The organism is Mesorhizobium sp. M1307, assembly GCF_040318155.1.
In the GTDB taxonomy this organism is placed as follows: domain Bacteria; phylum Pseudomonadota; class Alphaproteobacteria; order Rhizobiales; family Rhizobiaceae; genus Mesorhizobium.
The window spans coordinates 30131-54170 of sequence record NZ_JAMYLR010000013.1; the positions used below are offsets into that span (position 1 = coordinate 30131).

The 24040-nt window shown below is 61.2% G+C and carries 21 protein-coding genes; 3 read left to right on the plus strand and 18 right to left on the minus strand.

Annotation, left to right across the window (positions count from 1 at the left end; translation table 11 throughout):
• The first annotated feature begins 8 nt into the window (after positions 1–8).
• Positions 9–434, plus strand: a complete 426-nt coding sequence (locus NKH16_RS16985) for a DUF6484 domain-containing protein (RefSeq protein ID WP_352692836.1) — start codon at positions 9–11, stop codon at positions 432–434.
• Positions 434–826 (plus strand): hypothetical protein, encoded by a 393-nt coding sequence (locus NKH16_RS16990; RefSeq protein WP_352746843.1) that lies wholly within the window; start codon positions 434–436, stop codon positions 824–826. The genes NKH16_RS16985 and NKH16_RS16990 overlap by 1 nt, the downstream gene beginning before the upstream one ends.
• Here the strand turns inward: NKH16_RS16990 and NKH16_RS16995 are convergent.
• Genes NKH16_RS16995 through NKH16_RS17080 form a run of 18 tightly spaced genes read right to left on the minus strand, consistent with a single transcriptional unit; the run spans position 796 to position 21209 of the window.
• Positions 796–1635: a hypothetical protein gene (locus tag NKH16_RS16995; protein ID WP_352900567.1), complete on the minus strand. Its 840-nt coding sequence runs from the start codon at positions 1633–1635 to the stop codon at positions 796–798. The genes NKH16_RS16990 and NKH16_RS16995 overlap by 31 nt on opposite strands.
• Positions 1632–2750, minus strand: a complete 1119-nt coding sequence (locus NKH16_RS17000; RefSeq protein ID WP_352900569.1) for a DUF4150 domain-containing protein — start codon at positions 2748–2750, stop codon at positions 1632–1634. Before NKH16_RS17000 ends, NKH16_RS16995 begins: the two co-directional genes overlap by 4 nt.
• Positions 2747–3772 carry a beta-ketoacyl synthase N-terminal-like domain-containing protein gene (locus tag NKH16_RS17005; protein WP_352900571.1) on the minus strand — a complete coding sequence of 342 codons (1026 nt, stop codon included), beginning with the start codon at positions 3770–3772 and terminating at the stop codon, positions 2747–2749. Before NKH16_RS17005 ends, NKH16_RS17000 begins: the two co-directional genes overlap by 4 nt.
• Positions 3769–4872, minus strand: coding sequence for a DUF2169 family type VI secretion system accessory protein (locus tag NKH16_RS17010; protein WP_352692826.1), 1104 nt, complete (start codon positions 4870–4872; stop codon positions 3769–3771). Before NKH16_RS17010 ends, NKH16_RS17005 begins: the two co-directional genes overlap by 4 nt.
• Positions 4872–5399 carry a type VI secretion system-associated protein TagF gene (gene tagF / locus NKH16_RS17015; protein WP_352900574.1) on the minus strand — a complete coding sequence of 176 codons (528 nt, stop codon included), beginning with the start codon at positions 5397–5399 and terminating at the stop codon, positions 4872–4874. Before tagF ends, NKH16_RS17010 begins: the two co-directional genes overlap by 1 nt.
• Complete coding sequence (gene tssM / locus NKH16_RS17020; RefSeq protein ID WP_352900577.1) at positions 5396–8929, minus strand: type VI secretion system membrane subunit TssM; 3534 nt, start codon at positions 8927–8929, stop codon at positions 5396–5398. Before tssM ends, tagF begins: the two co-directional genes overlap by 4 nt.
• A 1-nt stretch (position 8930) precedes the next feature.
• Entirely contained in the window at positions 8931–10253 is a 1323-nt protein-coding gene (gene icmH / locus NKH16_RS17025; protein WP_352900579.1) for a type IVB secretion system protein IcmH/DotU, read from the minus strand.
• Between the two features lie 4 nt (positions 10254–10257).
• Positions 10258–11592: a type VI secretion system baseplate subunit TssK gene (gene tssK / locus NKH16_RS17030; RefSeq protein WP_352900582.1), complete on the minus strand. Its 1335-nt coding sequence runs from the start codon at positions 11590–11592 to the stop codon at positions 10258–10260.
• A 39-nt stretch (positions 11593–11631) separates the two neighbouring features.
• The gene (gene tssJ / locus NKH16_RS17035; RefSeq protein ID WP_352900584.1) at positions 11632–12087 is read right to left on the minus strand and encodes a type VI secretion system lipoprotein TssJ; all 456 of its coding nucleotides are present in this window, start codon (positions 12085–12087) and stop codon (positions 11632–11634) included.
• A gap of 3 nt (positions 12088–12090) precedes the next feature.
• Positions 12091–13566: a type VI secretion system-associated FHA domain protein TagH gene (gene tagH, locus NKH16_RS17040; protein ID WP_352900587.1), complete on the minus strand. Its 1476-nt coding sequence runs from the start codon at positions 13564–13566 to the stop codon at positions 12091–12093.
• Complete coding sequence (gene tssG / locus NKH16_RS17045; protein ID WP_352900589.1) at positions 13563–14624, minus strand: type VI secretion system baseplate subunit TssG; 1062 nt, start codon at positions 14622–14624, stop codon at positions 13563–13565. Before tssG ends, tagH begins: the two co-directional genes overlap by 4 nt.
• Positions 14588–16462, minus strand: coding sequence for a type VI secretion system baseplate subunit TssF (gene tssF, locus NKH16_RS17050; RefSeq protein WP_352692810.1), 1875 nt, complete (start codon positions 16460–16462; stop codon positions 14588–14590). Before tssF ends, tssG begins: the two co-directional genes overlap by 37 nt.
• Before the next feature lies 1 nt (position 16463).
• On the minus strand, positions 16464–17219 hold the full coding sequence (gene tssE / locus NKH16_RS17055; protein ID WP_352749835.1) for a type VI secretion system baseplate subunit TssE: 756 nt from the start codon (positions 17217–17219) through the stop codon (positions 16464–16466).
• Positions 17206–17667, minus strand: a complete 462-nt coding sequence (locus tag NKH16_RS17060; RefSeq protein ID WP_023678576.1) for an Hcp family type VI secretion system effector — start codon at positions 17665–17667, stop codon at positions 17206–17208. Before NKH16_RS17060 ends, tssE begins: the two co-directional genes overlap by 14 nt.
• Before the next feature lie 46 nt (positions 17668–17713).
• A complete protein-coding gene (tssC, locus tag NKH16_RS17065) occupies positions 17714–19216 on the minus strand; it encodes a type VI secretion system contractile sheath large subunit (protein ID WP_023720342.1) in 1503 nt (500 codons plus the stop codon).
• Positions 19217–19218: 2 nt separating this feature from the next.
• Positions 19219–19755, minus strand: a complete 537-nt coding sequence (tssB, locus tag NKH16_RS17070) for a type VI secretion system contractile sheath small subunit (RefSeq protein WP_352452817.1) — start codon at positions 19753–19755, stop codon at positions 19219–19221.
• A gap of 6 nt (positions 19756–19761) precedes the next feature.
• Complete coding sequence (tssA, locus tag NKH16_RS17075; RefSeq protein ID WP_352900593.1) at positions 19762–20940, minus strand: type VI secretion system protein TssA; 1179 nt, start codon at positions 20938–20940, stop codon at positions 19762–19764.
• A gap of 47 nt (positions 20941–20987) precedes the next feature.
• On the minus strand, positions 20988–21209 hold the full coding sequence (locus NKH16_RS17080; protein WP_352692803.1) for a hypothetical protein: 222 nt from the start codon (positions 21207–21209) through the stop codon (positions 20988–20990).
• A gap of 67 nt (positions 21210–21276) precedes the next feature.
• Here NKH16_RS17080 and tssH point away from each other — a divergent pair, with 67 nt between their 5' ends.
• A complete protein-coding gene (gene tssH, locus NKH16_RS17085) occupies positions 21277–24027 on the plus strand; it encodes a type VI secretion system ATPase TssH (RefSeq protein WP_352900597.1) in 2751 nt (916 codons plus the stop codon).
• The last annotated feature ends 13 nt before the right edge of the window (positions 24028–24040 follow it).

A 24040-nucleotide genomic window follows, 5' to 3' on the forward strand; every position in this document is an offset into this window, starting at 1 on the left:
ACCGTCAGGTGGCAAAGATCATCGAACGAATCGAAGGCGTCGTAATCGGGATTTTTCTCGGTTTCGGCGAAGGTGGCCCGCTCGTTGTGTTTCCGGGCAATCCGAAGGATACGGCCCTTCCGGCTCGTAGTCTCGCTGAACTGAATTCCGATATGATTGGCTCCGAGGTCGCATTGTTGTTTGAGGACGGCGACCTAGGCCGGCCACTAATTGTCGGGCGTATCGTTGAACCAAAGGGAAAATCTGTAGCTCCTCATGTCGTCCGCGACGGCGAACGGGTGAGAATCACAGGCGAGGAACGCATCGAACTGCGCTGTGGCAAGGCCGTGATCATCATGGAAAAGGATGGCCGCATCACCATTCGCGGCACCTATGTGACGAGTCATGCCAGTGCCGCGAATCGTATCCGGGGCGGTTCCGTGAATCTGAACTGATGCCGGCGCCCATCCTACGCGAAATCGTCCGCCAGCACGCCGAAATGGCGGCGTTTCTATGGACTGTCTACGACTACAATCTGCTGCATCCCGGCGAAAATCCCGAGATGGACGATGAGCGGATAGCTAGATTGGTCGAGAGACTAGAAGCACATCTGGATGGGCTGCGGGTGGCCGGAGATGCGGGAAAGGAAATCGTCAAGGAGCGCTACGACGAGTTTCCTGAGGCTGGAGAGCTTTTCGTCCTTCGAATGCTGACGACCAGATCGACTGTTCGCATCGTCGATCTCAATCTTGAGAAGGTTCGAAAATATCTCACCAATGCGGGCACATCGGTTGCGGCTAGCGTACGTGCTCCTGGTCAGTCTGGTATTTCCCTCCCAAAGAAATAGCGAACTCCCGGTCTGAATTCGAACAGGTCGACTTCGTCGAAGAGTTGCTCAAGGGCAGCGGCCGCAGGTTTTCGGTTCAGCTGAATATTCTTGTAAAATTGCGAAAGGTCGAATCCGGTGAATGCCTCTATTAGGTTTCTGGCGGTAACGACGTCTTCGTTGTCATAGGTCTCCCCAAGGGTATTCAACAAATTGAGCGCCAGATCCTCAATGTTTACGGGCTTGCCGTAGAGAAAGGACTGGCGCGAAGAATTAGGAAAATTTGCACGGATCTCATCGATTTTTAGCTCAACGGCTTTCGCGTATTCAACTACGTCATATTGGCGACGCCCAGGTTCATACTCATCGATCGAATCCGGCACAACTTGCGGTCCATCGAAGATATCTCCGACCGAAGCCTCCAAGGTGATCGACAAATGATATGGAAGGTCGGTATCGCTGTCGACGGTGACTTCATCTCTGTAGAACCAGACCGCCTTCTGCGTCGCATCCAAAATGCCGCTCCTTGAGAGAGCGATGCAGAGCCATTCAATGGATTGGCTATCTTGCTGCAGCGATTGGCGAATTGGGTCCGCCACATCCAGGAGCAAGGTCCTTGGTGTGACGTACGGCAACAGCGCAAACGCGTCGATAACTACTTCCACCGAGGGGGAGGCTTCGAAGACTGTTGGAAACATTGCAGATGATGCGAAGTTTCCCTTCTTGCACTCTTCAAATATCTGCAGCAGCCGCGCTCCGGCTGGCGTCGAACGGCTGCGAAACTCGTTCGTCCCGAAGTGGAAAAGTTTGCCGCGCGCCGAGAATGTCATGGATAAGGGTTTATTCCTTGAAGCGTGCCTTGCGCCTCATTGATTTTGTCGCATTCGCCGGAAAGGGCGCCTTGGCCTATCAAGTTCTTGGGGGAATCGGGACATCCACCGGCATCTATGGGGGTCATGTGGTGCACTTTGCCCGTGTTTGTTCCGGTGCCTTTGCCGTCCCGTTTTAGTATCGCTTTTTTCACGGAATCGGTAATTCCAAGTATTTTTGTACGGACATGATGCAGTATGTCGACGTGAATAAGGTCTTTTTCGTTCTTTCTTCCAGCGTGCTTGGTTTCTAATTCTCTCTTCTTTTCCGGGTCTGCTTGCTCAAGAATTTCGGAATAGCTACGCGTTCCCTTGAAGTGGACACCGCAATCTTTATCCTCCTCATGCAGGTTTGGGCATTTTTCTCCCGTTGCTCGTGCATTTGCTACGGTCTTAGACGCCTCCTTGCGTTTTTCGTACTGATCCCACGCTTTCATGCGAGGCACCAAGCCTAACGTACCGGCTTTGGCTGTTTCTTCAATATTGACGATCTTAGCATTCGCCCGCTGCATGCGCTCCTTGTAGTATTCGGCCTCGGGGACAGTATCACACATCTCGCCGTTGGCTTTCACCTGATTGGCGTGGGCGGGTTCTGTCCCGCAGCACGGGCACTTGGTCTTTGGCGCCGACCCGCCACCAGGTCCCGGTCTCCCCACCTTAGCCTGCGGAGGTGTGTTTCCAACCTGATCGCTTGTATGATTGTTTGTCGAGATATCTGAGAACCGGCTGACAGGGAGGCTGTCCGCCTTTACATTGCTTGACCACGCTCGCGCGTATTCCTTACTGGTGTTAGTAGACGAGATGACTCCTTTCTTGGCTGCGCTGCCGGCTTCCGTGCCAGTGGTCTTGCTGTAGTCCGATTTGTCCTTTTGGGTGATGTTCTCTCCGCCGATTTTGACGGTACCGGTGCCCTTCTCAGTATCCGAGTCCATTCCAAATGACGGATACGGGATCGGTACCCCTGGCGGTGTCGCTGGATTTTCGGGCGGAGTGAAACAGACATCTGGAAAGGCCGCGATGACCTTGTTGCCCTGGGCCTTTGCGGCCACCTCCAGTCCGTTGGCGAAGACAGTCACCAGGCGGCCCTCGCAGCCAGCACGGCAGCTCCACAAGCGCCTGCATCGTTGGAAGCCTCGACAAGCACCGGGTTCCCCGTCGCGTAGTTCTTTCTTGCCGCCATTAGTGCCATTCCGAGCATCAGAGGCGTGACCGCCGCACCAACATTGCCGAGGGTTTCCGCAGGCGACCACAGATCCTGGGACGGACACGGATTGCGCACCAGCCGTATCGATGCCAGCGCCGTCTGCTTAAACCAATACTGTTCGCCGATGAGATCTGAAATTCGATAGCCGAGGCGGTTCATCTCTATTCCAGTCTCACCCAACGCATGGCGATAAGCGGACGTCATACCGTCCGCCCTGAGCGGCAAGTCTTGCTTGTTGTAAATAGAGGCCGCCTCGCGCGAAAGGCCTAGTCCCGCTAGCCGAAATCCCCCCCGCCTCGGTGGCCCGCACAGGACTGCCGCCGCCGCTTCCCCAGGAATAAATCCGTTTGGATTGTCGGACGTTAGGAGTCGACGCTCCTTAAGGTAATACGTCGTGGCCAAGGTCGTCAAATAGCTATCAACGCCGGCAACCATCACGTATGGTATTTCGCCCGATACAATCATCCGACGCGCATGATCAAGCGCCACGTGTCCGGACGGTCGCCCATGGGCAACCACCCGTGACCGCGAATGCTTTTCGACTTCGGTGATCTCGGCGATACGGTCGAGCAGACGCAGCGTGCTTCTTACCGGCCGCCCTGGGCGGTCTTCCTCTGCCAAGCAAAGGATCAGCGCGGCTTGCCCACGCGCTTCCGGAACTTCTTCGAATGCCTCGACAATTGCGCCTGCGGCGAGATGCGCCATTCGTTTCTCGCCGATCCAATTGGCTGGCAAAGGTACCGGCGCGCCGATCAGCCACTCGTCATTTTCATCCTTGAAACGCGTTTCCTGAAAGCCATCAATCCCAGCCCGGATCGCTGCGCAAGCCGATGGTGCGTCAAGGCCAACCGCCGTAACCATGCCGACCGAAAGAATGTCGAGTGCCGGCCTCACGTGTTCTCCGCCTTCTGCGCCGCAGTCGTTTCATCGAAGCGAGAATAAGCACGAGCCGCAGCTCGTATCCGCACCATTGCCTCGGTCGGCGGGCCGATCCAGCATTCGCTGAAATCGAGAATAGTACGGTGAATGCGCTGCGATACGCGCCAGACCAACGAGAAGCGTCTGTTCTCCGGGTCGAAGAGGACAGTGTCTGGAAAGGTGACGCGCTCCGGGGCCTTCTGCCTACCCTCGAACAGCGTCAACGGCAATGCTGTCGATGGCAGCCGAAAACTCACCCGCCCGTCAGGTGTCAGATTCACCAGTTGCACTTCTTCGCCACCTCTTGGCAGGTCGATCTGCTGGTCCGGCGGTGCCATCTGGAAGTAGCGCTCGTCGAAATCCTGGGGCAGGAAGGGGAAGACATTGTCGATCCAGTTCTGGTCATAGGTGCCGCCAAATTCGATGCGTCCCGGCCAGCCGCGGCCCATCGGACCGAAACTCATCGGCTTATAGTCGCCGAATGGCGAGCGGATTTCTTCACCGACAGCTTGCGTATTCGGTAGCCGCAGGCCGGGAATGAGGCGCTGGTTCTTGGTTCGCGACCAGCCGGTGCCGACCGGGTTGTATTTGTAACTCGCTGGCAGTTTGTCCTCTGGATCGAGCCGGTCGGTGCCACCCCAGGCGACATCGTAGGAAATTGCCATGCGCAAGAAGGGCTGTGGCGACGTGGCAGTAAACACTGGCCCGACGGAGCGCCACTCGCGGTGGCCCACGACCTCGAAGAGCTTCGACCAATTGCCCACCTTGATGCCGACCGGCACGCGTTCGGCCGGACGTCCTCCCGGCGCATAGGCAAAGGCATTGGCAATCACGTCACAACGCGGCTTGCGGAAGGCGAAATCGGTTTCCCATAACGTGGCCGAATAACCAGGCACGCCGGTGTGCGTGTCGGCCATGACCAGCGGAATCTGTTCCACCGATTTTTGTACCGGTCCGCCGGGCGTGGCGGGAAAGTCGAACGTGCCTTTGACCACCACGACGATCCACTCATGGCCGGCCTTGTCCATGCCCATGGTGAATTCGTGCGGATACCCCATCTGGTTCCAGATCTGCATCAACTGGTCTCCCAGTTGGCGGCAAAGATCTGCTCCAGCGTAGCTTGCGGCGACAGCGGATCGACGTCGAAAATGTCCGAACGCGCTGTCCACATCACCATATCGCTGATGACCTCTTCGCCCGGCTCGACAGGCGGTACTGGCAGTGCGCTTAAAGCGGTATCCAATTCGCCAGGCGTCAGCTCGCCCTGCTGGGCGGCGACGGCCGCTTCTTCGATCCCGGAAAACCACGCATCGGCGCGAGCCAGCTGAACGGAAGCCTCAGAAAGCTGCGCGACGATGCTCAACGGAAACTGCCTGCCAACCCTATCGACGCTCTGCAAGATAATGCCCGCCGACGCGTCGACAAAGCCCGGACCCGTTAGGAACCGTAGCGCCGTGCCGCGCGGCCAGGTTTCCGAGCCCATCAGCGGCACAATGTGCTGCGCCAGCCAGCGGTCCCAGACGCGCACAAAATCCCCCGGCAGCCGCCGCGTGACGAAATCGCCGGTGGCAGGCATCTTGCCGTAAAAGCCGGGCAGGATCATATCTGCGGCGGACATGAAAATTTCTTGAACATTTGCAGGTTGTACGGGTTTTCGACGCTGGCGGCCTTGAGTTGGAAATCGGCGTACATGCCTTTTGTGCCAAGGCGCAGGCTGTAGACGTCCGACAGCGAGGTGCCTGTGAAGCGACCGCTGCGCAACATTCTCAGCCACGCCCAGCTGCCGGTCTCGTTGAGCAAGATTTCGGGCGAGCCATCGATCGGCTGGAAGGCAAGCGAGATGACGCCCGTGCCGTCCTTGCCAGGCCACGTCATCGGCTGCGGCCTCGTTGCGTTGTTATAATAGACGAGGTTCTGGCCATCGAGATTGAGCGTCACGCGCGCGACATTGGGCGACAGATCCTTCGGTTCGAGCGTGAAGCTCATAAGCGGGCCAGTACCGCCGGGAAAGAGATCATCGCGGATCCGCCTTGCCTGTTCAAACGCGGCCAGTGCCGAGGGGTCGAGGCCGAAATCAGCGCGCCATTTCCATGGCTGCGCCGACGTGTCGACATAGCTGATCAGGTGGTCGTTGATGAAGGTGTCGATCAGTCCTGCCGGTCCGAACAGGCGGGCGAAGTCGCGGACATTGACGTCGACGGCGCTGTCCGGGCTGAAAGGATAGCGGTTGTTGAGTGCTGCCTGGCAGAACGGCAGGATGTCGGCGCGCCAGATGGCGTTGAGCTCCGAGGTGACCGCCTTCTGCGTCAGCCCGCTGGTATCGCCAGCAATGCCGCCCAACCAGTCGTCGACCGGGTCGGGCAGGATCTGCGCCTGCCTGGCAACCGCTCCAGTCAGTTCGGCGAGGCCGCCCTGTTTCTTGATGGCGTCCTGGGGATCGGGATTGGCCGTCACCGTCTGCAGCACGTTGGACAGTGCGGTGAGCGCGACAATGGCGGCGTCGAGCGCCGGCGGCTGGCCGTCGACCTCGGCGATGGCACCCTTGAGCGGCTTGAAATGCTCGGCCACCAGAGTGCCGGTAAGATCCACTTCGTCGGCGGAGCCCGCACGCGGCAAAAGCTTTGCTCCGGTTTTTACGATCTTGCCAAGCTTGCCCAGCTTGCCCAGCAGTTTCGAGCCACCTGCCGCCGCCTTGTCGTTTGCCGGCGCTTCATCGGATCGCGTAAGCTCGGTCTCCTGGACCACCGCGGTGACCAGGCGCTTCAGCGCGGAGTCGGCGCTTGAAAGATCCTTGAGGTTTTCACTGGCGACGTTTAGGTCGGTCAATGGCGCCAGCCTCATGTCGCGCAGGAAGCTGTCCCATTGCGCAATATAGTCGTCATAATAAAGTTTCAGAATATCCTCTGACAGCGCCGACACCGAGGTTTCGGAATTTTCCGAGCAACCGCCGGCGAACACCGCCCGGTCGAGTGCTGCCTGGGCGGCGACATCCTCGACCCGGTCGAGAATGGCGTCATGGAAGCCGGCATAGGTGAATGCTCCCGAAATGCCGACCCGAAGCGTCTTGTCGGAACGCCGCGCAAAGACCTTGGCGCCGTTGGGGCCGGCGAAGTTGGCAGGAATCCATTCCTTGAGCGCAGCCACCGCCGGGTCGGCCAGCAGCTGCTTGTAGGCACGCGCCGGCAAGGAAATCGTGCAGACGGTTTTCAGTGCCTCCGCAACCAGCGCCTGGTCCGGGGCGATATAACTGGCGTCAACCGCCATGCGACGGATCGCGGCAAGCTGGTGCTCTTCGGCGTCAGCTGTCGGAAAGGGGGCAGCCGCGGCGAATTCAGGCAGACTGTTGACCCACCAGCTCTGGGCGAAGTCTGGATCCATCTGAGAAAGGCCGGTCATCATGCGATAGGTCTTCAGCGCGCCAAGCATGAAGTCCGGATCGCGGATCTGCCGCCACATCGTCGCCTCGAGCAGCGCCACCATGTGCGGCTCGAGAACGTTGCGCAAAGCATGGTCGTAAGTGTCGGTCTGTGCCCGCACCAATTCCGCCGAGGCTGATGGCCCCAGCAAATCCTGTGCCGCGCCAGGCGGCGGGGTGCGGGCATTTGCGACCTCATCCATCGCACCGAGGGCGACATCGATGGCAGGCTGTTCTACGGATGCCGGGTTTGCCGCGGCCGAGGTCAGTGGCGTTTGCAGCGCCTCGAACTGGCTTGCCTGGGCCGTGATCGCGTTGCGGTTGTCGTAATAGGACCAGGTGAATAAACCGCTGACCAGCAGGGCGGCTGCGGCACATGCGGCGGCCGCGCCACGCCAGATCCAGGCGCGGCGGCGTTGCGCCAGCGGATCGAAGGTGCCTAGGCCGGCTTCCTTGAAGATGACTTCTGTGAGCAGGTTCTTTAGGAAGAAGCTGCGTTTTTCGACACGCGGCGCGGCCAACGCCCGGCGCGGCGGAAGGCCGAAGGAGGCAGACAGCGCTGCGGTCAGCCGATCGATGGGCGCCCCTTCCTGGGTCGCCGACGTCAGATAAAGGCCACGCAGCCAAGCGGCCTCCTCATACCGGCTTTCGCCGAACATCGCCTCGATCAGTACCTGGATCGGCTCGGACAGGCTGGCGAGTTGGGCGGGAAACCTGAAGATTTCGGCGCGGGCAGCAAGCTTGTCTTCGTCCTCCAGCCGGGGCACCAGCCGCCGCTCGAGCTCGGTTGCTAACGTCGCGATTTCCCGCTCGATGGTCTTTGCATCGACATGCGCGTCGAGTGCGAACGTAGTCCCCCAGACCTGCTCGCGCGCAGCCGTCGACAAACCGCCGAAGAAAGGCTCGAACCCCTTGATCAGGTCGGCTTTTGTCAGCATCAGATAGACCGGAAGGCGGATTTCGAGGCGGTCGTTGAGCTCGGCCAGCCGACGGCGGATCTTGCGGCCATGCGCCTTGATGGCGTCGTCGCCCTCCGAAAGCACATCGATCGAAAGCGCGACGATCACCCCGTTGAGCGCCCGACGGCCCCGGTGCTTCTTCAAAAGGTCGAGGAAGCCCAGCCACTCCACTGCGTCGACGTCGGGTTGGCTCTCCTGTTGGACATAGCGGCCTGCAGTGTCGATCAGAACCGCACTCTCCGAAAAGAACCAGTCGCAATTGCGCGTGCCGCCGACCCCTTGCAGGTCGTCGGTCAGGTCGATCTGAAAATTCAACCCCGACTGGCGCAAGGCCGTGGTCTTGCCGGTGGCCGGCGGTCCGACGATCACGTACCAGGGCATCTCGCGCAGGAACTTGCGACCACCCAGTTTGCGGCGCTTCAGCTCGGCCATGACCTCGCCGAACTTGGCTCCGACGGCAGCGACATTCTCTTCGCCGGGGCTGAGTGGCTTCTCTACCGCCGGCGCGGCGATTTCGGCGACGAACATACGGTTGGCACGGATCGCCCGACGCTGGGCGGCGATCAGCCAGATCAGCCAGAAGATGACCAGCAGCGCGATGATGACGATGCGCACATTGTCCGCGGCGAAAGGGTCGTAGGGCCCGACCCTGACGATCGGCCCGAATACCCAGATAACCAACGAAAGCAGCGTGATGCCAATCAGTGTCCACAGCCAGCGCGATGTCAGGACCGCCCAGAGGAAGCGCAGGATGAACATCTCACAGCCTCTTTTCGACCAGCACCTCAACGCGCCGGTTCAGGGCCCGGCCCTCGCGCGTGCCGTCGTCGGCCACTGGATCCGTGGCTGCCCGGCCCTCGGAATGGACGCGTTCCTGCGGCACTCCGTTTTGTACGAGCATGTCGGCAATGGTCTGGGCGCGAGCCTCTGACAGTCGCTGGTTGGTCGACAGCGGATTGGTTCTTTGCAGAGGGACGCCGTCCGTATGTCCGACCACAGTGATGTTGCCGATCAGGTCCTGATTGGCCAGGATCACCTTGGCGATCGAGCCGATCAGCGGCTCGAATCCTTCCGTCAGCGTTGGCCGCGACGACTGGAACAGTTCGGGATTGGAGGCCTGGATGACCAGCTTGGCCAGCGAAACGCTCTCCGTGCCGCTCAGAGCCGATCTGAGATTGCCCGGCGCGCCGGCCTCAAATTCGGGCAGCAGCGCGAAATCCACAGTCTCCGGCGGCGGGACATCGACGGTTGGCGATACACGGCTGATGTCGGCACGGGTCGGCGGCGGCAAGGCGCGGACCAGAGCTGAAAGCTCAACCGCCTGGCTGCTTAGTCCCACCGAGAGCCCGACATAAGTCGCGGTGGCGATAACCGCTGCGGCCAGGGCCATCACCCAGATCGGAACGATGAAGCGCTGCGGCTCATCGGTTGCGATGACGCCTTTCCAGTTTGGCGACAGCGGGGCATTCTCGGCGTCGGCATCGCGCAGGAAACGTGCCGCCGCCACACGAACGGCATTGAGCGAGCGATCGCCCGACCGGCCGGGCACGCGATACTTGCCGCGAAAACCGAGTGCCAGGCAGTCATATTGAAGTTCCAGCAATTCGCGATCGCGGTTCGGATGGCGTTCCAGTTCGTCGAGCCGTGTGAAGAACTGCGTGCCGGCGTCGACGTCGCCGCGCAACATGACCACAAGCGGCTGACGCGGCCATACGCTGGCCCCGCCCCAGGGCGTGTTCAGGGCCAGATCGTCGAGCAAGGCAGCCACTACCCATGCTGCCTGATCGGCCCGTTCCATCGACGACCCCGCCGCCATCGCCGTGTCGCGTGCCCGAACCAGTTCTTCGAGCAGCCGAGTGCGTAACACTTCCGGATTCTCCGGTGGCAGCGCGCTCTCAAGCTCCGGCGCAAACTCGAGCAGGGGCGCGAAGGCGTTGACAAGGCCGTTCGGGTGGGTGCGCGAGCGTTTTACCGGCCCGCCCGGCAAGGATGCCCCCATCGGTCGCGGCATCGGCGTGCCGGTCAGCCTGATGCGAGTGCGTTCGCGATCCTCCGACAGTCCGAAAGGATCATCCCGGCTCATGGTTTCACCTGTTCACCGAATAGCAGTCCACCTGCGGTTCGCTCGGCAGTACACCCGAAACGCCAATGACGAAGCCTGGGGCACCGAGCAGCGATGCCCAGTGCTCGCTTTTCTGGTCGAGCTCAAGGCACAGCCGATCGCCGTCGTAAGGAATCTCGCGCGGTTGCGAATGAAGCGGTTTCAGCGGGATGCCGGGCAGGCGGGACTTCCACAGGCCCTCGAACTCATCCGCCGAGCCCACGGTCGCCTGGTTGACGAATATCTTGCGTAGCGCGTCCTCCGACAGTTCCGAACCGACCCGGATGACGATCCGGCTGGCCACCAGCAGCTTCGGATTGTCGATGCGGATTTTCCAAACATTGGTCGAATGGCGCATGACGGGCAGCGCGCGCGATTTCGGCTCGATGTAGCGCAGGCTCAGGATCAGTGAGCGCAATGCATCCGCCAGCGCCGAAAACGGTGGGCCGGGCGCCATGTGATCATAAGCCGGCAGCTCGCCCAGTCGCCGCGCGCTCGAGCCGTAGGTCGCCATCGAGCCGGCAAGCCCGGCCAGTTCCAAGTAAAGTTCGGCCGGATGGAAGACATCCTGCGCCAGCATATGGGCCAGTCGCGGACGCGCCGCGTTGGCGAGGTTGAGCATCAACAGGTCTTCGACGCTGCGCCCTGGCCCGCCCATGACCATCTTGCCATGCGCCTCGGCGATCTGGTCGAGGCCTGTGACGACTTCCAGAAGCAGTTGCCGGTACCAGGCCACTGCACCGGTAACCAATGCCGGTGGCAGGAACGTCTCGTCCAGCGAAACGCCGCCATCGGCACGAACCCCCTTGATGCCGGCTATCGGCAGGGCGGTATAGCCGCCGACCGATTTGCCGGGTGCAAGCAACAGCGATTGCGGTCGGGCGATTTCGATTTCTTCGGGATCTGAACCGCCCTGGACGGCATCGCGCACCGAAACGATCCGTCCATGATAGCGCGCACCGCTTTGCGGCGCATGCGCCGGATCGAAGCCAATGCCGCCGGCCGGCTCGAGCGGCAAGGCGACCAGCACCGGGCCGGCGCCTGTATCCGGGGTGACCGGCAGCGGACGCGGCGCGTCCATAAGATCCGGAATGGAGAAGGGGGTTCCGTCCGGGAAAATGCCTCGTGCAGACAGGATCGAGATCTGGCCGGCATCGAGCAATGCCTTATCCAGGGTCAATTGCTGAAAGCCGAACGTATGCAGCTGGCCGGCCTGCAACGCGCCGCGCACAGTCGCCTCGAAGAAACGATCCTGCTGCTGGAAATGCTGGGTCCGCAGAAAAAGGCCCTCGGACCACAGCACCCTGTTTGCATCGCTCATCCGGCTACTCTCTGCATCGAGCTCCCCTTGCCTTGGCCGTCAGGCGGAAATGCCGCCGCTGCCGAGTGTGACACTGATCGTAAAGTTTGATCCGGGCGAAACCGATTTGGTCGTCCGCCAGTTTCGTCCGCCAGGCTCACGGATAAATGCAACGAAGCCCAGGGCCGTCGCATCCGGTTCGACCGTAATGGTCTTGGTCGCAGTTTTTCCAGGCGCGACGGCAATCTGGTCGGATCCGATGAGATCACCTGCCAGTGCCGAGCCGGCATCCCCCTGCAAGGCAAAGTAGTCGGCAGAGTTGAACTTACCGGTGCTGCGTAGCCGCATGACCAGCACCGTCACTGGCCGGTCGCCGCCGCCTGGTCCAGGGTTCATGCCGGCCGCTCCTGACAGCTTGACCGTGATGACCGACGGTTTTGGCGGCCCGGCGCTTTGACAGGCCGTAAGCAGCCCGGTCGCGCCCAAGGCAACGATAAATTCGCGTCGATCGATCATGTCTTACTCCTCCTCATATGCATCCCGAAAATCGGCGCCGATTTCGCCGAGAAAGCTCTTTTCCGCGCTCTCGGCGATTTCACGATGGCGTTTCTGGTAGAGCTCCCACAGCTTGGCGCCGCGCCCGCCCGACAACAGCGTGCCGATCGCGGAGCTCGATTTCAGCTCTTCTTCGATGGCTGCCGGCTCAAAACGGTCGACCATCCGCCGCAAGGCAGCCTGCACGCCGCGCCAGGCGCGCACGTGATGCTGTGCCAGATCGCGAACCGCATCCGCGATAGCCGCTTCGCCGGCGAGAAATCCGGGGCTGCGTTCGGCGATAAGCGTCACGATTGCGTCGTCGACCGTCGGCAGAAACTTGAGTGGATTGACCTCGGAGGCTCCGACCATTGTCTGGGCAACGCGGGCATTTCCCTTTTCTTCGGCACGCTTGCGCAGCAGCTGCATCAATCCTTCCATCATAAGCCGGTATTCGCGGCCGAACTTTTCCATCTCGGCGACGGCGTCGCGCCCGGGAAAATCGGCTTCCGCGACACCCATACCGCGCAGGAATGCGGTGCGAAGCGCCATGTCGGCGTGCTGCCTCGCAGGCGGCTGGCGAGCGGGGCTGGCGGCTGCGCCTGCTCGCATCGGGGGAGGGGCATCTGCCCCTCGCACGGGCACGTCCCAGGGATGGGCCGCTTGCTGTGGCTGGGCGTCGCGCTCGCGCTGCCCGGTTGAGCTGGCGCCGCTTCCCGGGTTGGGCGCTGCGGCTGGACCAAAACCGAAGTCGTCGTTGAATTCCGGCAGCTTTGCCGTCGCAGGCTCCGTAGCGCCGTTGGGGAACGACACCGACTCGAGGCCAAATGGGTCTGTCTGCTTGGGTGCGCTGGCTGGTTCTGGATAGTTTGCGGTGCCTTTGGATACTGGTGTTGCGATCGGATCGAGGCTGAACGGGTCGTCGAAAGCAGGCGAGCTGCGCTGTCTGGAATTGGCGCGTTCGAACGCACCCGGGATCGGCTGCTCGAAAGGGTTCGGCAGCTCGGCTGGACGTGGCCGCTGCGGCTCTTCTTCCACGGCGGCTGAAAAGAAATCGTCACGGCCGATGCTGACCGGCGCCCGAGACGCCGGCGGTGAGCGCTCCGGAACCGGCGCTGCGGCTGCTGCTGTGGCTTGGGCACTCGACGTCTGCAGATCGACATGCACGATGTAATCGCCCAGTCTCAGCCGCATGCCATTGCGAAGACGCGTCGACTTGCCGACGCCGAGCGGGCTGTCGGAGTCGTCTATGAACAATCCGCTGCTCGATGTATCGGTGACGAAATATCCGTCGCGCCCACCGCTGATCCTGCAATGGGCGCGCGAAACGAACATGTCGGGATCGTCGATCTGCCAGCCGGCGTCCGCGCTGCGGCCGATCACCAGTTCCCCCTCGTCAAGCCGGGTCTGCCGTACCGCCTGGGTGCGTGGCCCTTGCTCCAGCGTCAGCAGCAGACTCATGCCGCGACCTCCGCCCCTTCCTGCCGCCAGCCGACTAGTGTCCGCAGCCGCATGTCGTCAGCATCGCCCCTTTCAGCGGGCCGCGCAAGCCACGCGGTCCGGGCGAGTTGCACGGTTCCGATACGCGGCGGCGGAACGGCATCGCGCGCCAGCACGATGCGCAGATCGACGTCGAGCGATGCGCCGACCATGTCCCTAACGGCTTGCTTGAACAATTTGAGGCGTTGACCGCCCGGCAGGAACGCCTTGAACTCCTCATAGCCCAGCGGGCCGACGCGGAGCTCGATCCTGCTTTGACGGTTGAAGACGCGCGGACCGATCGTCGCTCCCCGACCGAGCCCTGCGTAGGCTTTGCCAACGCGGGTCTGGAGCGCGGCTGGTATGGTCATCCAGGCAGCGATGAACTCCCTGATCTGGACCGGCACCTTGAACGCCTCAGCCAGGAACAATGTCAGCCGCTCGGGGCCGTCGACCTGATTGGCAAGCGAAGCGGCCTGGCGCAGCTTCACTGCGTCCAGTTCGGGGTTGTAGGTGCCGGGAAGCCCTATTCCCGCCATGGCTTCAAGCATGGCGCGAACGCGCCCGCCTACCGGGCGCTCGACCTGAACCGCCGGATGCGCATCCGCCCAGGCCCTGTAATACAGCGCAATCATGCGGTTCTGAAGAATGTTGACGAAGTCCATGAACGTTGTGTCGCTGGTCTGCTGCGCATCGGCGCCGGTGAACCAGCGTTGCGACAGGCGATCGAGTACCCAGCGCGTCAAATGCAGGGGCATCGGACCTTCAGGCCCCATCAGACCGATGTTTGCGACCGTGACCCGAGCGGGCGCTTTGTCAGTCGCTTCGCGGAATTCTGCCAAGTCCTTGGCGAAAAAGCTGAGACGGACATGCTGCCCGAGCCGCGACGGCTCGCGCTCCGGCGGGCCGGAATAGCCGAACAGCCCGCCTCTTCGTTCGAGTCGCCGCAACAACTCGAAGAAGTCGAATGCATCCGACAGCTCTTCGGACCGGCCAGGCTTGTCTAGATCAGGTAGCGATTGCCGGGCGTCATGGGCCATGGCACATCCTCCTGCTTCTGCAGCAGCCATGTGCGGGTTCGCACAAAGCCGTTTATTCCGGCATGACGGGCAAACAGCCGTGCCAGCAAGGCCGAAAGCAGCAAGGTGCTCTGCCCCGCCAGAACCGATTGATCGACATGCAATGTCACCTCCGTGCCTCGTCCGAAGCACATCGGCCCATCGATCTGCAGCCGTTCGATGACCGACCGGGAGTCGATGCGCACGATCGAGTGCACATTGCGGGCGAGGCTCGGGTCTCCCCTGTCGGCGTAAAGCTCAAGCAGCGCATGCAGCGGATCGACGCCGCGGCCTTCTTTTGCAAGGCTTAGAAAGTTGAGCGCGAGCTGCGCTACAAGGCGCCAGGCGAGATTGTCGGCTCGCGATTCACCCGCCGCGCCCGCCGGCAGCGCTGCGGGGATGGCTGGGCGAGGCGGGCGCAATGCGCCGAGAAGCCGGATCGTCTCGACCGGATCGCCGGCTTCCAGAGTCAAGGTAGGGTTGTCGTCAAGAATCGGCAGATCGCGGTTGGTGCAGAGCGCCACGACGTCGACGCGCTTCAGCGGCCGGTTCGGAGGACTTTCCGCGGGACGCGAAATCGCCAGGAAAACGTCGTCGCCCGTGTATGAAGTACGGGTGAGGCCGTCGCGCCGTTCCTCCTCCGTCGGGCGGCGTGGGCGCCGTTCGGTGGAATAAACCCAACCGCTACCGCGGTTCTGTCCCAGGCTGAAGAGCTCCGGGATTGCGGCGTCGCTCCCCTCGCTGTCGGCGTCCTCGACGCGGATAACCCGATAGATTTCGAAGTCCCGCGCTCGCGTGCGGTCGGCATGCAGCACCTGCCGCGTCTTGCGTGGATCGAGCTCGACGACGTTGCACTCACGTTCAAACAGATTGATGATCGGCGTTGCGAAAAGTTCAAAATCGGCCGCCGTCACATCGGCAACTTCAGGCACCGGACGCCTGAAGATGAAGATTATCTCGAGTTCGGCTGTGCATGTGCGCACGATGGGCTGCAATCCCGAAACCCGAGCATAATGAAAGCGCTCCGGCATCATGAAATATTCGCGCAGAAGACGGTACCCTTCGAAGGTCGGACGTGTACGAGGCATCAGCGCCTCGTCATCGTTGATGCCGACCATTTCAGGTACCGGCAACGGCGATATCGGGTTGGCCTTGCCTTCCGGCCGTGCACCAACGGCCGCGCAGGCGCCGAAAATCGCGTCGAAAAGCAGTGGTGCCTTGGTGCGCGCGGAAAAGTAGAGATCAAGCCGGTCGAGCGACAGTTCGTCGAGCTTGCCTTTTCCGGTACGAGCCAGCGTGATGCGAAGCGCCGCCTCGCCATCCACACCGCCGATCCGCGCGATGCCGGCTGCAGCCAAGGCGCTGCGATCCTGAAAATAGCCGACCGAGGTGATGGCAATCGGCCACAGCGTGATGTCCTGGGCGGTGGTGAACGTGCAACGCGTCGACAGGCCTGGCTGGAGGCTGGAAACCAGACGCGTATTGCGTTTGACGACATGGCCCCCAATCATTGTCTGGACCTGCTGGCCGGGTTTGAACACCACCACGGCCGTTGCCGGCGCCGGCGTGACAAGATCGGGATAGAGAACATCAAGGACGGCGCGCGAGAAACGCGAGCGTTCCGCATCGACCTTGAGTCGGGTCCGCGCGGCCAAAAAAGCAACGCCGTCAAGCAGCCGCTCGACGTAAGGGTCCGGACAGGGGACCGTATCGAGTGAAAGGTTGCGCGCCACCGCGGGATGCATGTCGGCAAATTCTGCCGCGAGCGCTCGGATATGGGTCAGTTCCTCCTCGTAATATTCTACGAAGACCCGGTCCATCTCAGGCTTCCCTAAATTCGGTCCGAGCCAAGCCGTTATCGAGATTGATCGTGGTGCGCAGGCGCATGCGTTCGGGCGTGGGCGTCATGATCAACACCGCATCTATCTCGATCCTGAGGCCCACGGTTTTGTCGCCAAGGGTTACGGTAACCTTTGTTGCACTGTCCTTGAGACGCGGCTCGAAGGTGGCAAGCACCGAGCGGATCTCGCGCGCAAGGGCCTCGCGATCAAAGTCGCGGGAAGAACGGCCCGAGAAGGAAGGCACTCCGTAATTGACGACGCTGCGACGCACCTCCGGAAAATCGGCGAGCGACGGTGGGTTGTCCGTTGCCTGTTCGCTTTCAAGGTCGGAAAGCAGCGGAACGGCCTCGAAGCGCTCGGTATTGAACAAAGCCTCGACATCGCGCCGCACGGCTTCCTTGAGCACACGCGCCGACACCACCACGCCGCGGCTTTCGATTTCAGCGCGGTGCTGGCTCTGAAAGGCCAGGCGATGCAGACGCCGCTTCTGGTCGGCCGTCAACTCCGCGTCGGCGTCGATGAGCCGCGCGCTGGCCGCAACAAGATTGTCCAGCCGCTCCGCGCCAAGCTCGTCCTGCAGTGCCTGGCGCAGCCCGTCTATCTCGGAGGTCATACCCGGCAGATCGTTTACGAGGCGGTCCCATAGAGAGGGCTGGACGGCTTCGCGCTTTGCTCGCGAGCTGCCGCTACCCAGCGACTTGTCCGCGCCGGGCCGCCGGGCCTCACTTGCCGACATAGACATCCATTTCGATTTCGTCGTTGTCGTCGTAGACGAACTTTATTTTCTTGTAGGCAAAGCTGACCTCTTCCTCGATCAGGTCTTCCTCATCCTCGGCCTGCGACATGTCGTATTCCATGATCGAGGCGTCGGTGAGTGTGACGACCAGGTAATCCTTGGTCTCGCCATCAATGGTCCGCCGTGCCGAAAACACGACTTCGTCCAGGGCCTTGTTTTCGAACAGCGCCTTTTTCAGGTAGGGCGAGGACTTGTCATAATGCTTGGTGAACTTGATCATACCCAAGGATACACGACCGCGGCGCGAGAGCGAGTTTGGATCATAGGGTGCGATCATCTTGTAATCGACGCCATGGATTTCGATTTCGTCCTCATGGCCATCACGAGTGCTTGGACCTTTGATATCCGGAACCTTTAGAAAGCCATCAATCTTCGTATTTGTGGGCATTGTCTTTCTCCACCGCTTTCAAAAACCAAGATGTTGTTGCTGCAAATCAAGTCTTTACGGACGGAAGTTCCGAAACCAGCCGGAGCGAGGCATTGATACCCTCCAGCTGATAATGCGGGCGCAGATAGAAGCGGGCATTGTAGTAGCCTGGGCGTCCCTCCACGCTGTCCACCTGAACCTCGGCGGCGGCGAGCGGGCGCTTGGCGCGCGCCTTGTCATCGGCAAACGCCGGGTTGGCCAGCACATACCGGTTGATCCATTCGGTCAGCCAGATCTGCATGTCGGAGCGCTCCTTGAACGAACCGACCTTGTCGCGCGCGATCGCCTTGAGGTAGTGGGCAAAGCGCGAGACCGGGAAAAGGTAGGGCAGGTTGGCGCTCAGCCGCTCGTTGGCCTGCGCATCGGGGTCGACCAGCCGTCCCGCCCTTGTCTCGTCGTCCTGCAGCGAATGGGCGCCAATGAAGGCGGCGAGATCGGTGTTTTTTCGATGCAGGATGGGCATCAGGCCGAGCTTGGCCAGCTCCGCCTCGCGCCGGTCGTCGATGGCGACCTCCGTCGGACATTTCATCGCTATCGAGCCATCATCGGTCGGGAAGCTGTGCACTGGCAGGTTGAGGACCGTGCCGCCATTTTCGACGCCGCGGATCTGCGTACCCCAGCCATAGAGCTTGTGGCTGCGGTTTATGTTCACGCCCATCGGGAAGGCAGCGTTCATCCAGACATATTTATTGTGGTCGCCATGCACCTCCTCCTCGAAGGTGAAGCCCTTCACCGGAACGGTATCGGTGCCATACGGCAGCCGCGCCAGAACGCGAGGCATGGTCAGGCCGATGTAGCGTGCATCCTCGCTCTCGCGCAGCGACTGCCAGGAGGCATAGGCGGGGTTGGAGACGATCTGCTGCAGGTCCTGCGGATTCGGCAATTCCTGCCAGCTATCCATGCGGAACAGGCGAGGCGAGGCAGCTGCGATAAAAGGCGTGTGCGCTGAGGCGCAGATGCCGGAGATGTTGCGCAGCAGACCGACGTCGCGCGGGTGGTTGGAGAATTCGTACGCACCGATCACACAGCCGATCGGCTCGCCGCCAAGCATCGAATACTCGTCCGTGTAGACTTTCTTGAAGATCGGGCTCTGATCCCACATCTGGCCCTCATAATCCTCAAGCGTGTCGGCCAGCTGCTCCTTGGAGATGTTCATCACCCGGATCTTCAGCTTCTGATCCGTCTCGGTATTGTTTACGAGATACCACAGGCCACGCCATGTGCCCTCCATTTCGCGCACTTCCGGCGCGTGCAGGATCTCGTTGACCTGTTCGGAAAGCATCTTGTCGATTCCGGCAATCAGCGACTTGATCGACTTGATCGCATTCGACGAGATGGTCGTGGTATCGGAACGTGTCTGCGCTGCAAGTGCGAGATTGCGCACCAATTGCTGCAGCTTTTCGCTGTCGTCCTTCTTGACCTTGAAATCCTTCTCGAGGAGTCCGCTGAATTCTCCAAGATCAATGGTTTCCGCCTCGGCGACGGCGGCGGTTTTTTGCTGTTCGGCCATGGTCATTCCCCTGCCTTGTCGTCCGCCAGTGCCTGGCTGGCGATCTGGCCAAGAAGCGGTTCATTGTTCAGCAGTTGCGCAATACGCTTTTCGGCGTCGACGCGCCCGTCCATGAAGCCGAGAAGTTCCTCGAGTTGGCGGCGCATCTTGAGGATTTCGGCCAATTGGGGCACCTGCTCGGCAATCTTGTCCGGCGCAAAATCGCCCATCTTGGTGAAGGTGAGGTCGAGCGCCAGCTCCTCGTCCCGCTCGGCGCCTTCGGCCTGGGGCAGCGTATTCTTCACGCGGGCTTTCACGCGTGGTCCAAGTGCCTCCATGAAACGCGGGAAACGGTTCGCATCGGTCTCGACAAGGGAGCGGTCCAGTATCGACTTCGACGCTTCCTTGGTCTGCGAAGCGCCTGAAAGGTCCGCCATGACGGCCATGACGAACGGCAGCTCGATTGTCGTTGGACTGCCATAGGTTTCCACGTCATAGGCGATCTGCACCCGCGGCGCGCGATTTCGTTCGATGACCTTGGCTTTGCTTTCGGCTGGCATTGCTTGCTACCTTTCATCCTTCTGAGCCGTCTTCTTGGCATCGGGAACGCCGGCAAGAAGCCGGAACTCCTTCAATCCCGACGGGGCGAGATCTTCCATCAGTTCTACAAAATCCATATGCACCATCCGGCGCACACGGCGGGCGAGGTGGGGAATCGGGCTCGACGGTTCGGTGCGGTCATAAAAGGCGACTACGAGGTCCAGGCATTTCACCACGTCGTCGCGCGATGAAATCCTGTCAGGGAGTCGGGTGCTCGAGTCCGCGCAGCCAGCCACACTTGCCATTGCATCGGCTCCATGACCGTTTCGGGCAGGCATTACCGGTTCTGCAAGCGAAGGGGACGGCTTTGCCGAGCCATTCGCCATCGCGCCGGCAGCCGAGTTGCGCTCGAGGGTTGTCAACAAACGCTGCAGGAACCGTTTTAATTCCGGAATGGTGGTCCCGCCGCTGCCTTCAAGGCGAGCGTTGAGGGCTGTCTCGACGGCTTCCAGTGCCGCGACCGCCGCGCGCGCATTGGCGATAAGCGACTGCATTTCCTCATTGGCTTGATCCGCCTGTGCCGCGCACCCGGCACGGACCCGATTCAACAGTTGTCCGTGCGCACTGACAAGCGCTGCCTTTTCGGCCGCATTCAATCCTGACGCTGCTTCTTGCAGCATGACGCGGTCGTCGAGCGCAGCGTGTTCCAGGTCGCGTCCGCTGATCGGCCCGATCGAGCGTGGCGCAAAGAAAGTCATTTGCCGCAGGTTGGCCAGCAGCCCGTCCTGACCATTTTGAAGTTCGAGCAGCGCGTTGATGCGGCGCAAGGCGGCCTCGCGAGGCGACGTGTTGGGGCGCAGCGCCGGGTGCATGGTTTCCCAATGCAGGTCGAACGTCCGCCCAATAAGCGTCAGACCCTGCGCCAACCCGGCCAGTCCCTGCTCGTTGGCCAGTGCGCGTGTGACAATTACAATCAGGCGCAAGTCGCGGCCACGCGCGCGCAATTCCTCAGCCTTGGTGAGCACTGCTGGCCAGTCAACGGGAATGGTGCTTTGCGAGACCGGCCTGTTGTTGCCGTCATGGACAACCTTGACCTGGGGCTCCGTCAGGCGCTCCAGTTCGTGAAACGCCGGATCGTTACGCAAATCCTCTCCCGACGGATTTTCACCGTCGAGCGGAGCAAGCCAGAGTGCGACGTCGATCACACCGATCCCCCAGTCGCCGGCCCTGAGGCCGACCTGCCCCTACGTTATCACACGGTTGCGCTTTTCCACAATTCAGCGAGTGCGGAAAAATTAACAAAAGCTAATGCAGCCTTGTCTTGATTGTGGAATCCGAAAGGCGTGATTGCCGAGCCCTGGACCGGAAATGTCGTGCCTGGGATCTCAGGCTCGTGGTTGTTTGCAGCCGGCGATGCAGGATCTTCCACCAATGATGGGAGCCCGCATAAACGGGGATCGAAACCTTTGTTCATCCCGCACTTTGTCAAGCGGCTGCTTATGTGGCAGGTTATCCACTTGCAGAGTGCAGGAGCACGTTCGATGGAACAGCGCCGGTCATCGCAGAGTTTCAAGCGCAAGGAACTGGTCGGCAAGCTCAATCCTCTAGGGTTGCGCGCCTTCAAGGCAGCGGCCGACAGCGCCAAGCTGCGCGGCAATCCTTACGTCGAACTCGTCCACTTCATTGAGCAGCTCGTGCTCTCCGACCGCTCGGATGTGCAAATGATGATCGCCGATGCGGGACTGGATGCGAGCCGACTTACGGCCGATATGACGCGCGCGGTGGACAAACTGCCTTATGGCGCAACCTCGATCGAAGAGTTTTCGGACCATATCTTCCACGCCATCCAGGAGGCATGGAATCTGGCAACACTGGAATTCGGCGTGGAGGAGGTTCGCAGCGCACATGTTCTGCTTGCTTGCCTGAAGACACCGGTACTGGAAGGCCTGCTGTCGAAGATCAGCGGCGAGTTCGACAAAATTGACGCCGACGCCGTAGTGGCGCGCTTCGCCGATATCACGGAGGGCTCACTCGAAGCCGGCGCTTCGCCTACGGTCGCCGCGGCAGAGGCGCCGCGGCGGGTTCCGGGGGGGGATTCGGCACTGGCCAAATATGCCACCGACCTGACTCAGCGCGCCCGCGACGGAAAGATTGATCCGGTCGTCGGCCGCGATCCGGAGATCAGGCAGATTGTCGACATACTGATGCGGCGCCGCCAGAACAACCCGATCCTGACCGGGGAGGCGGGTGTCGGCAAGACCGCAGTCGTGGAGGGTTTTGCTCTGCGCATCGCCAAAGGCGATGTGCCGCCCCCACTGCAGGGAGTGAGCGTGCGCATGCTCGACGTTGGATTGATGCAGGCAGGCGCTAGCGTAAAGGGTGAATTCGAAAAGCGGCTGAAGGCCGTAATCGACGAAGTTCAATCCTCTGAAGCGCCGGTCATCCTCTTCATCGACGAAGCTCATACCCTGATCGGTGCCGGTGGTGCTGCCGGAACCGGCGACGCTGCCAATCTGCTCAAGCCGGCGCTGGCGCGCGGCGAACTTCGCACGATAGCGGCAACGACCTGGTCGGAATACAAGCAGCACATCGAAAAAGACCCGGCACTGACCCGCCGCTTCCAGGTGATAAAGATCGACGAGCCTTCGGAATCGGTTGCCATCCTCATGTTGCGCGGCGTAGCCGGCGTTCTCGAACAGCACCACGAAGTGCAGATATTGGACGAGGCGATCGACGCGGCGGTCGCCCTGTCGCATCGCTACATCCCGGCGCGCCAGTTGCCGGACAAGGCGGTCAGCCTTCTCGACACCGCCTGCGCGCGTGTCGCCGTATCGCAGCACGCCACGCCGGCCGAGGTCGAGGACATCATGCGCCGTCGTCAGGCGCTGGAGGTCGAGCGCGGCATTATCGGCCGCGAGGCTGCAATCGGCATCGAAGTGGCTGAGCGGCAGGCACGGGTCGAGGCTGGGCTTGCTGAGACCGAACGCACGCTAGTAGCCGCGCAACAGCGCTGGGAGCGCGAAAAGGCGCTGGTGGCCGAGATACTCGAACTGCGCGCCAGGCTACGCGGTGACGGCGTGCCTCTCGATGCCGTGAAAGGGCAGGAGGCCGCCACTGAGACAGAGAGCGTGGACCTGCCGGAGACCGAACGGTCCAACGCCGGGACGAAGGTTGCGGCGGGAGGCGGTACTTCTCCTCCCGATCCGGCTGCCGATCTCGCTCGGCTGCGCGAACTGATGAGCGAACTGGCCGAGGCGCAAGGCGAAACACCGCTGATCCTGCCATCGGTCGACCGCAACGCCGTGGCGGCGGTGGTCCAGGACTGGACGGGCATCCCGACGGGGCGGATGCTGTCGAGTCAGACCGAGAAGGCGCTGCGGCTCGCGGCCACTCTGTCCGAGCGCGTTGTCGGACAGGATCACGCCATGGAGATGATCGCCAAGCGCGTGCAGACCAGCCGCGCCGGTCTCGGCGCTCCGGAAAAGCCGGTGGGTGTATTTCTGCTTTGCGGCCCCTCGGGCGTCGGCAAGACCGAAACCGCCTTGGCACTGGCCGAAACGCTTTTCGGCGGAGAGCAGAACCTGATCTCGATCAACATGTCTGAATTCCAGGAGGCGCATACGGTCTCTACCTTGAAGGGCGCGCCGCCCGGCTATGTCGGCTACGGCAAGGGAGGAATTCTCACCGAGGCCGTGCGACGCAAACCCTATTCGGTGATCCTGCTCGACGAGGTCGAGAAGGCGCATCCAGACGTGCACGAAATCTTCTTCCAGGTCTTTGACAAAGGGATGATGGACGACAGTGAAGGTAGACGCATCGATTTCAAGAACACGCTGATCCTTCTTACGTCGAATGTCGGCTCCGAAGTGATTATGGACCGGACAAGGAATGGCGCGGTCCGGGCAGGGCTCGACGAACTGGACACCGCATTACGCAGCCCATTGCTGAAAGTCTTCCCTGCGGCCTTTCTCGGCCGGGTGGTGACCATCCCCTACTTTCCGCTTTCGGATTCGATGATCGAAGCGATCACCCGTCATCAGTTCGCCAAGATTGCTCGCCGGCTGCGCGCGACCAACGATGCGGAATTGGTAATCGGCGACGGTGTAATGGATCTGGTCAAGACCCGCTGCACGGAGATCGAATCCGGCGGCAGAATGATTGACGCCATCCTAACCAACACGCTTCTTCCGGAACTGAGCCGCGGCGTGCTGAACCGGTCGCTCACGGGCGAAAAGATGACGAAGGTCACGGTTGGCGCCTCAGGCCAAGGGTTTACCTATTCCTTCGAATAGGCCAGGCGAATTA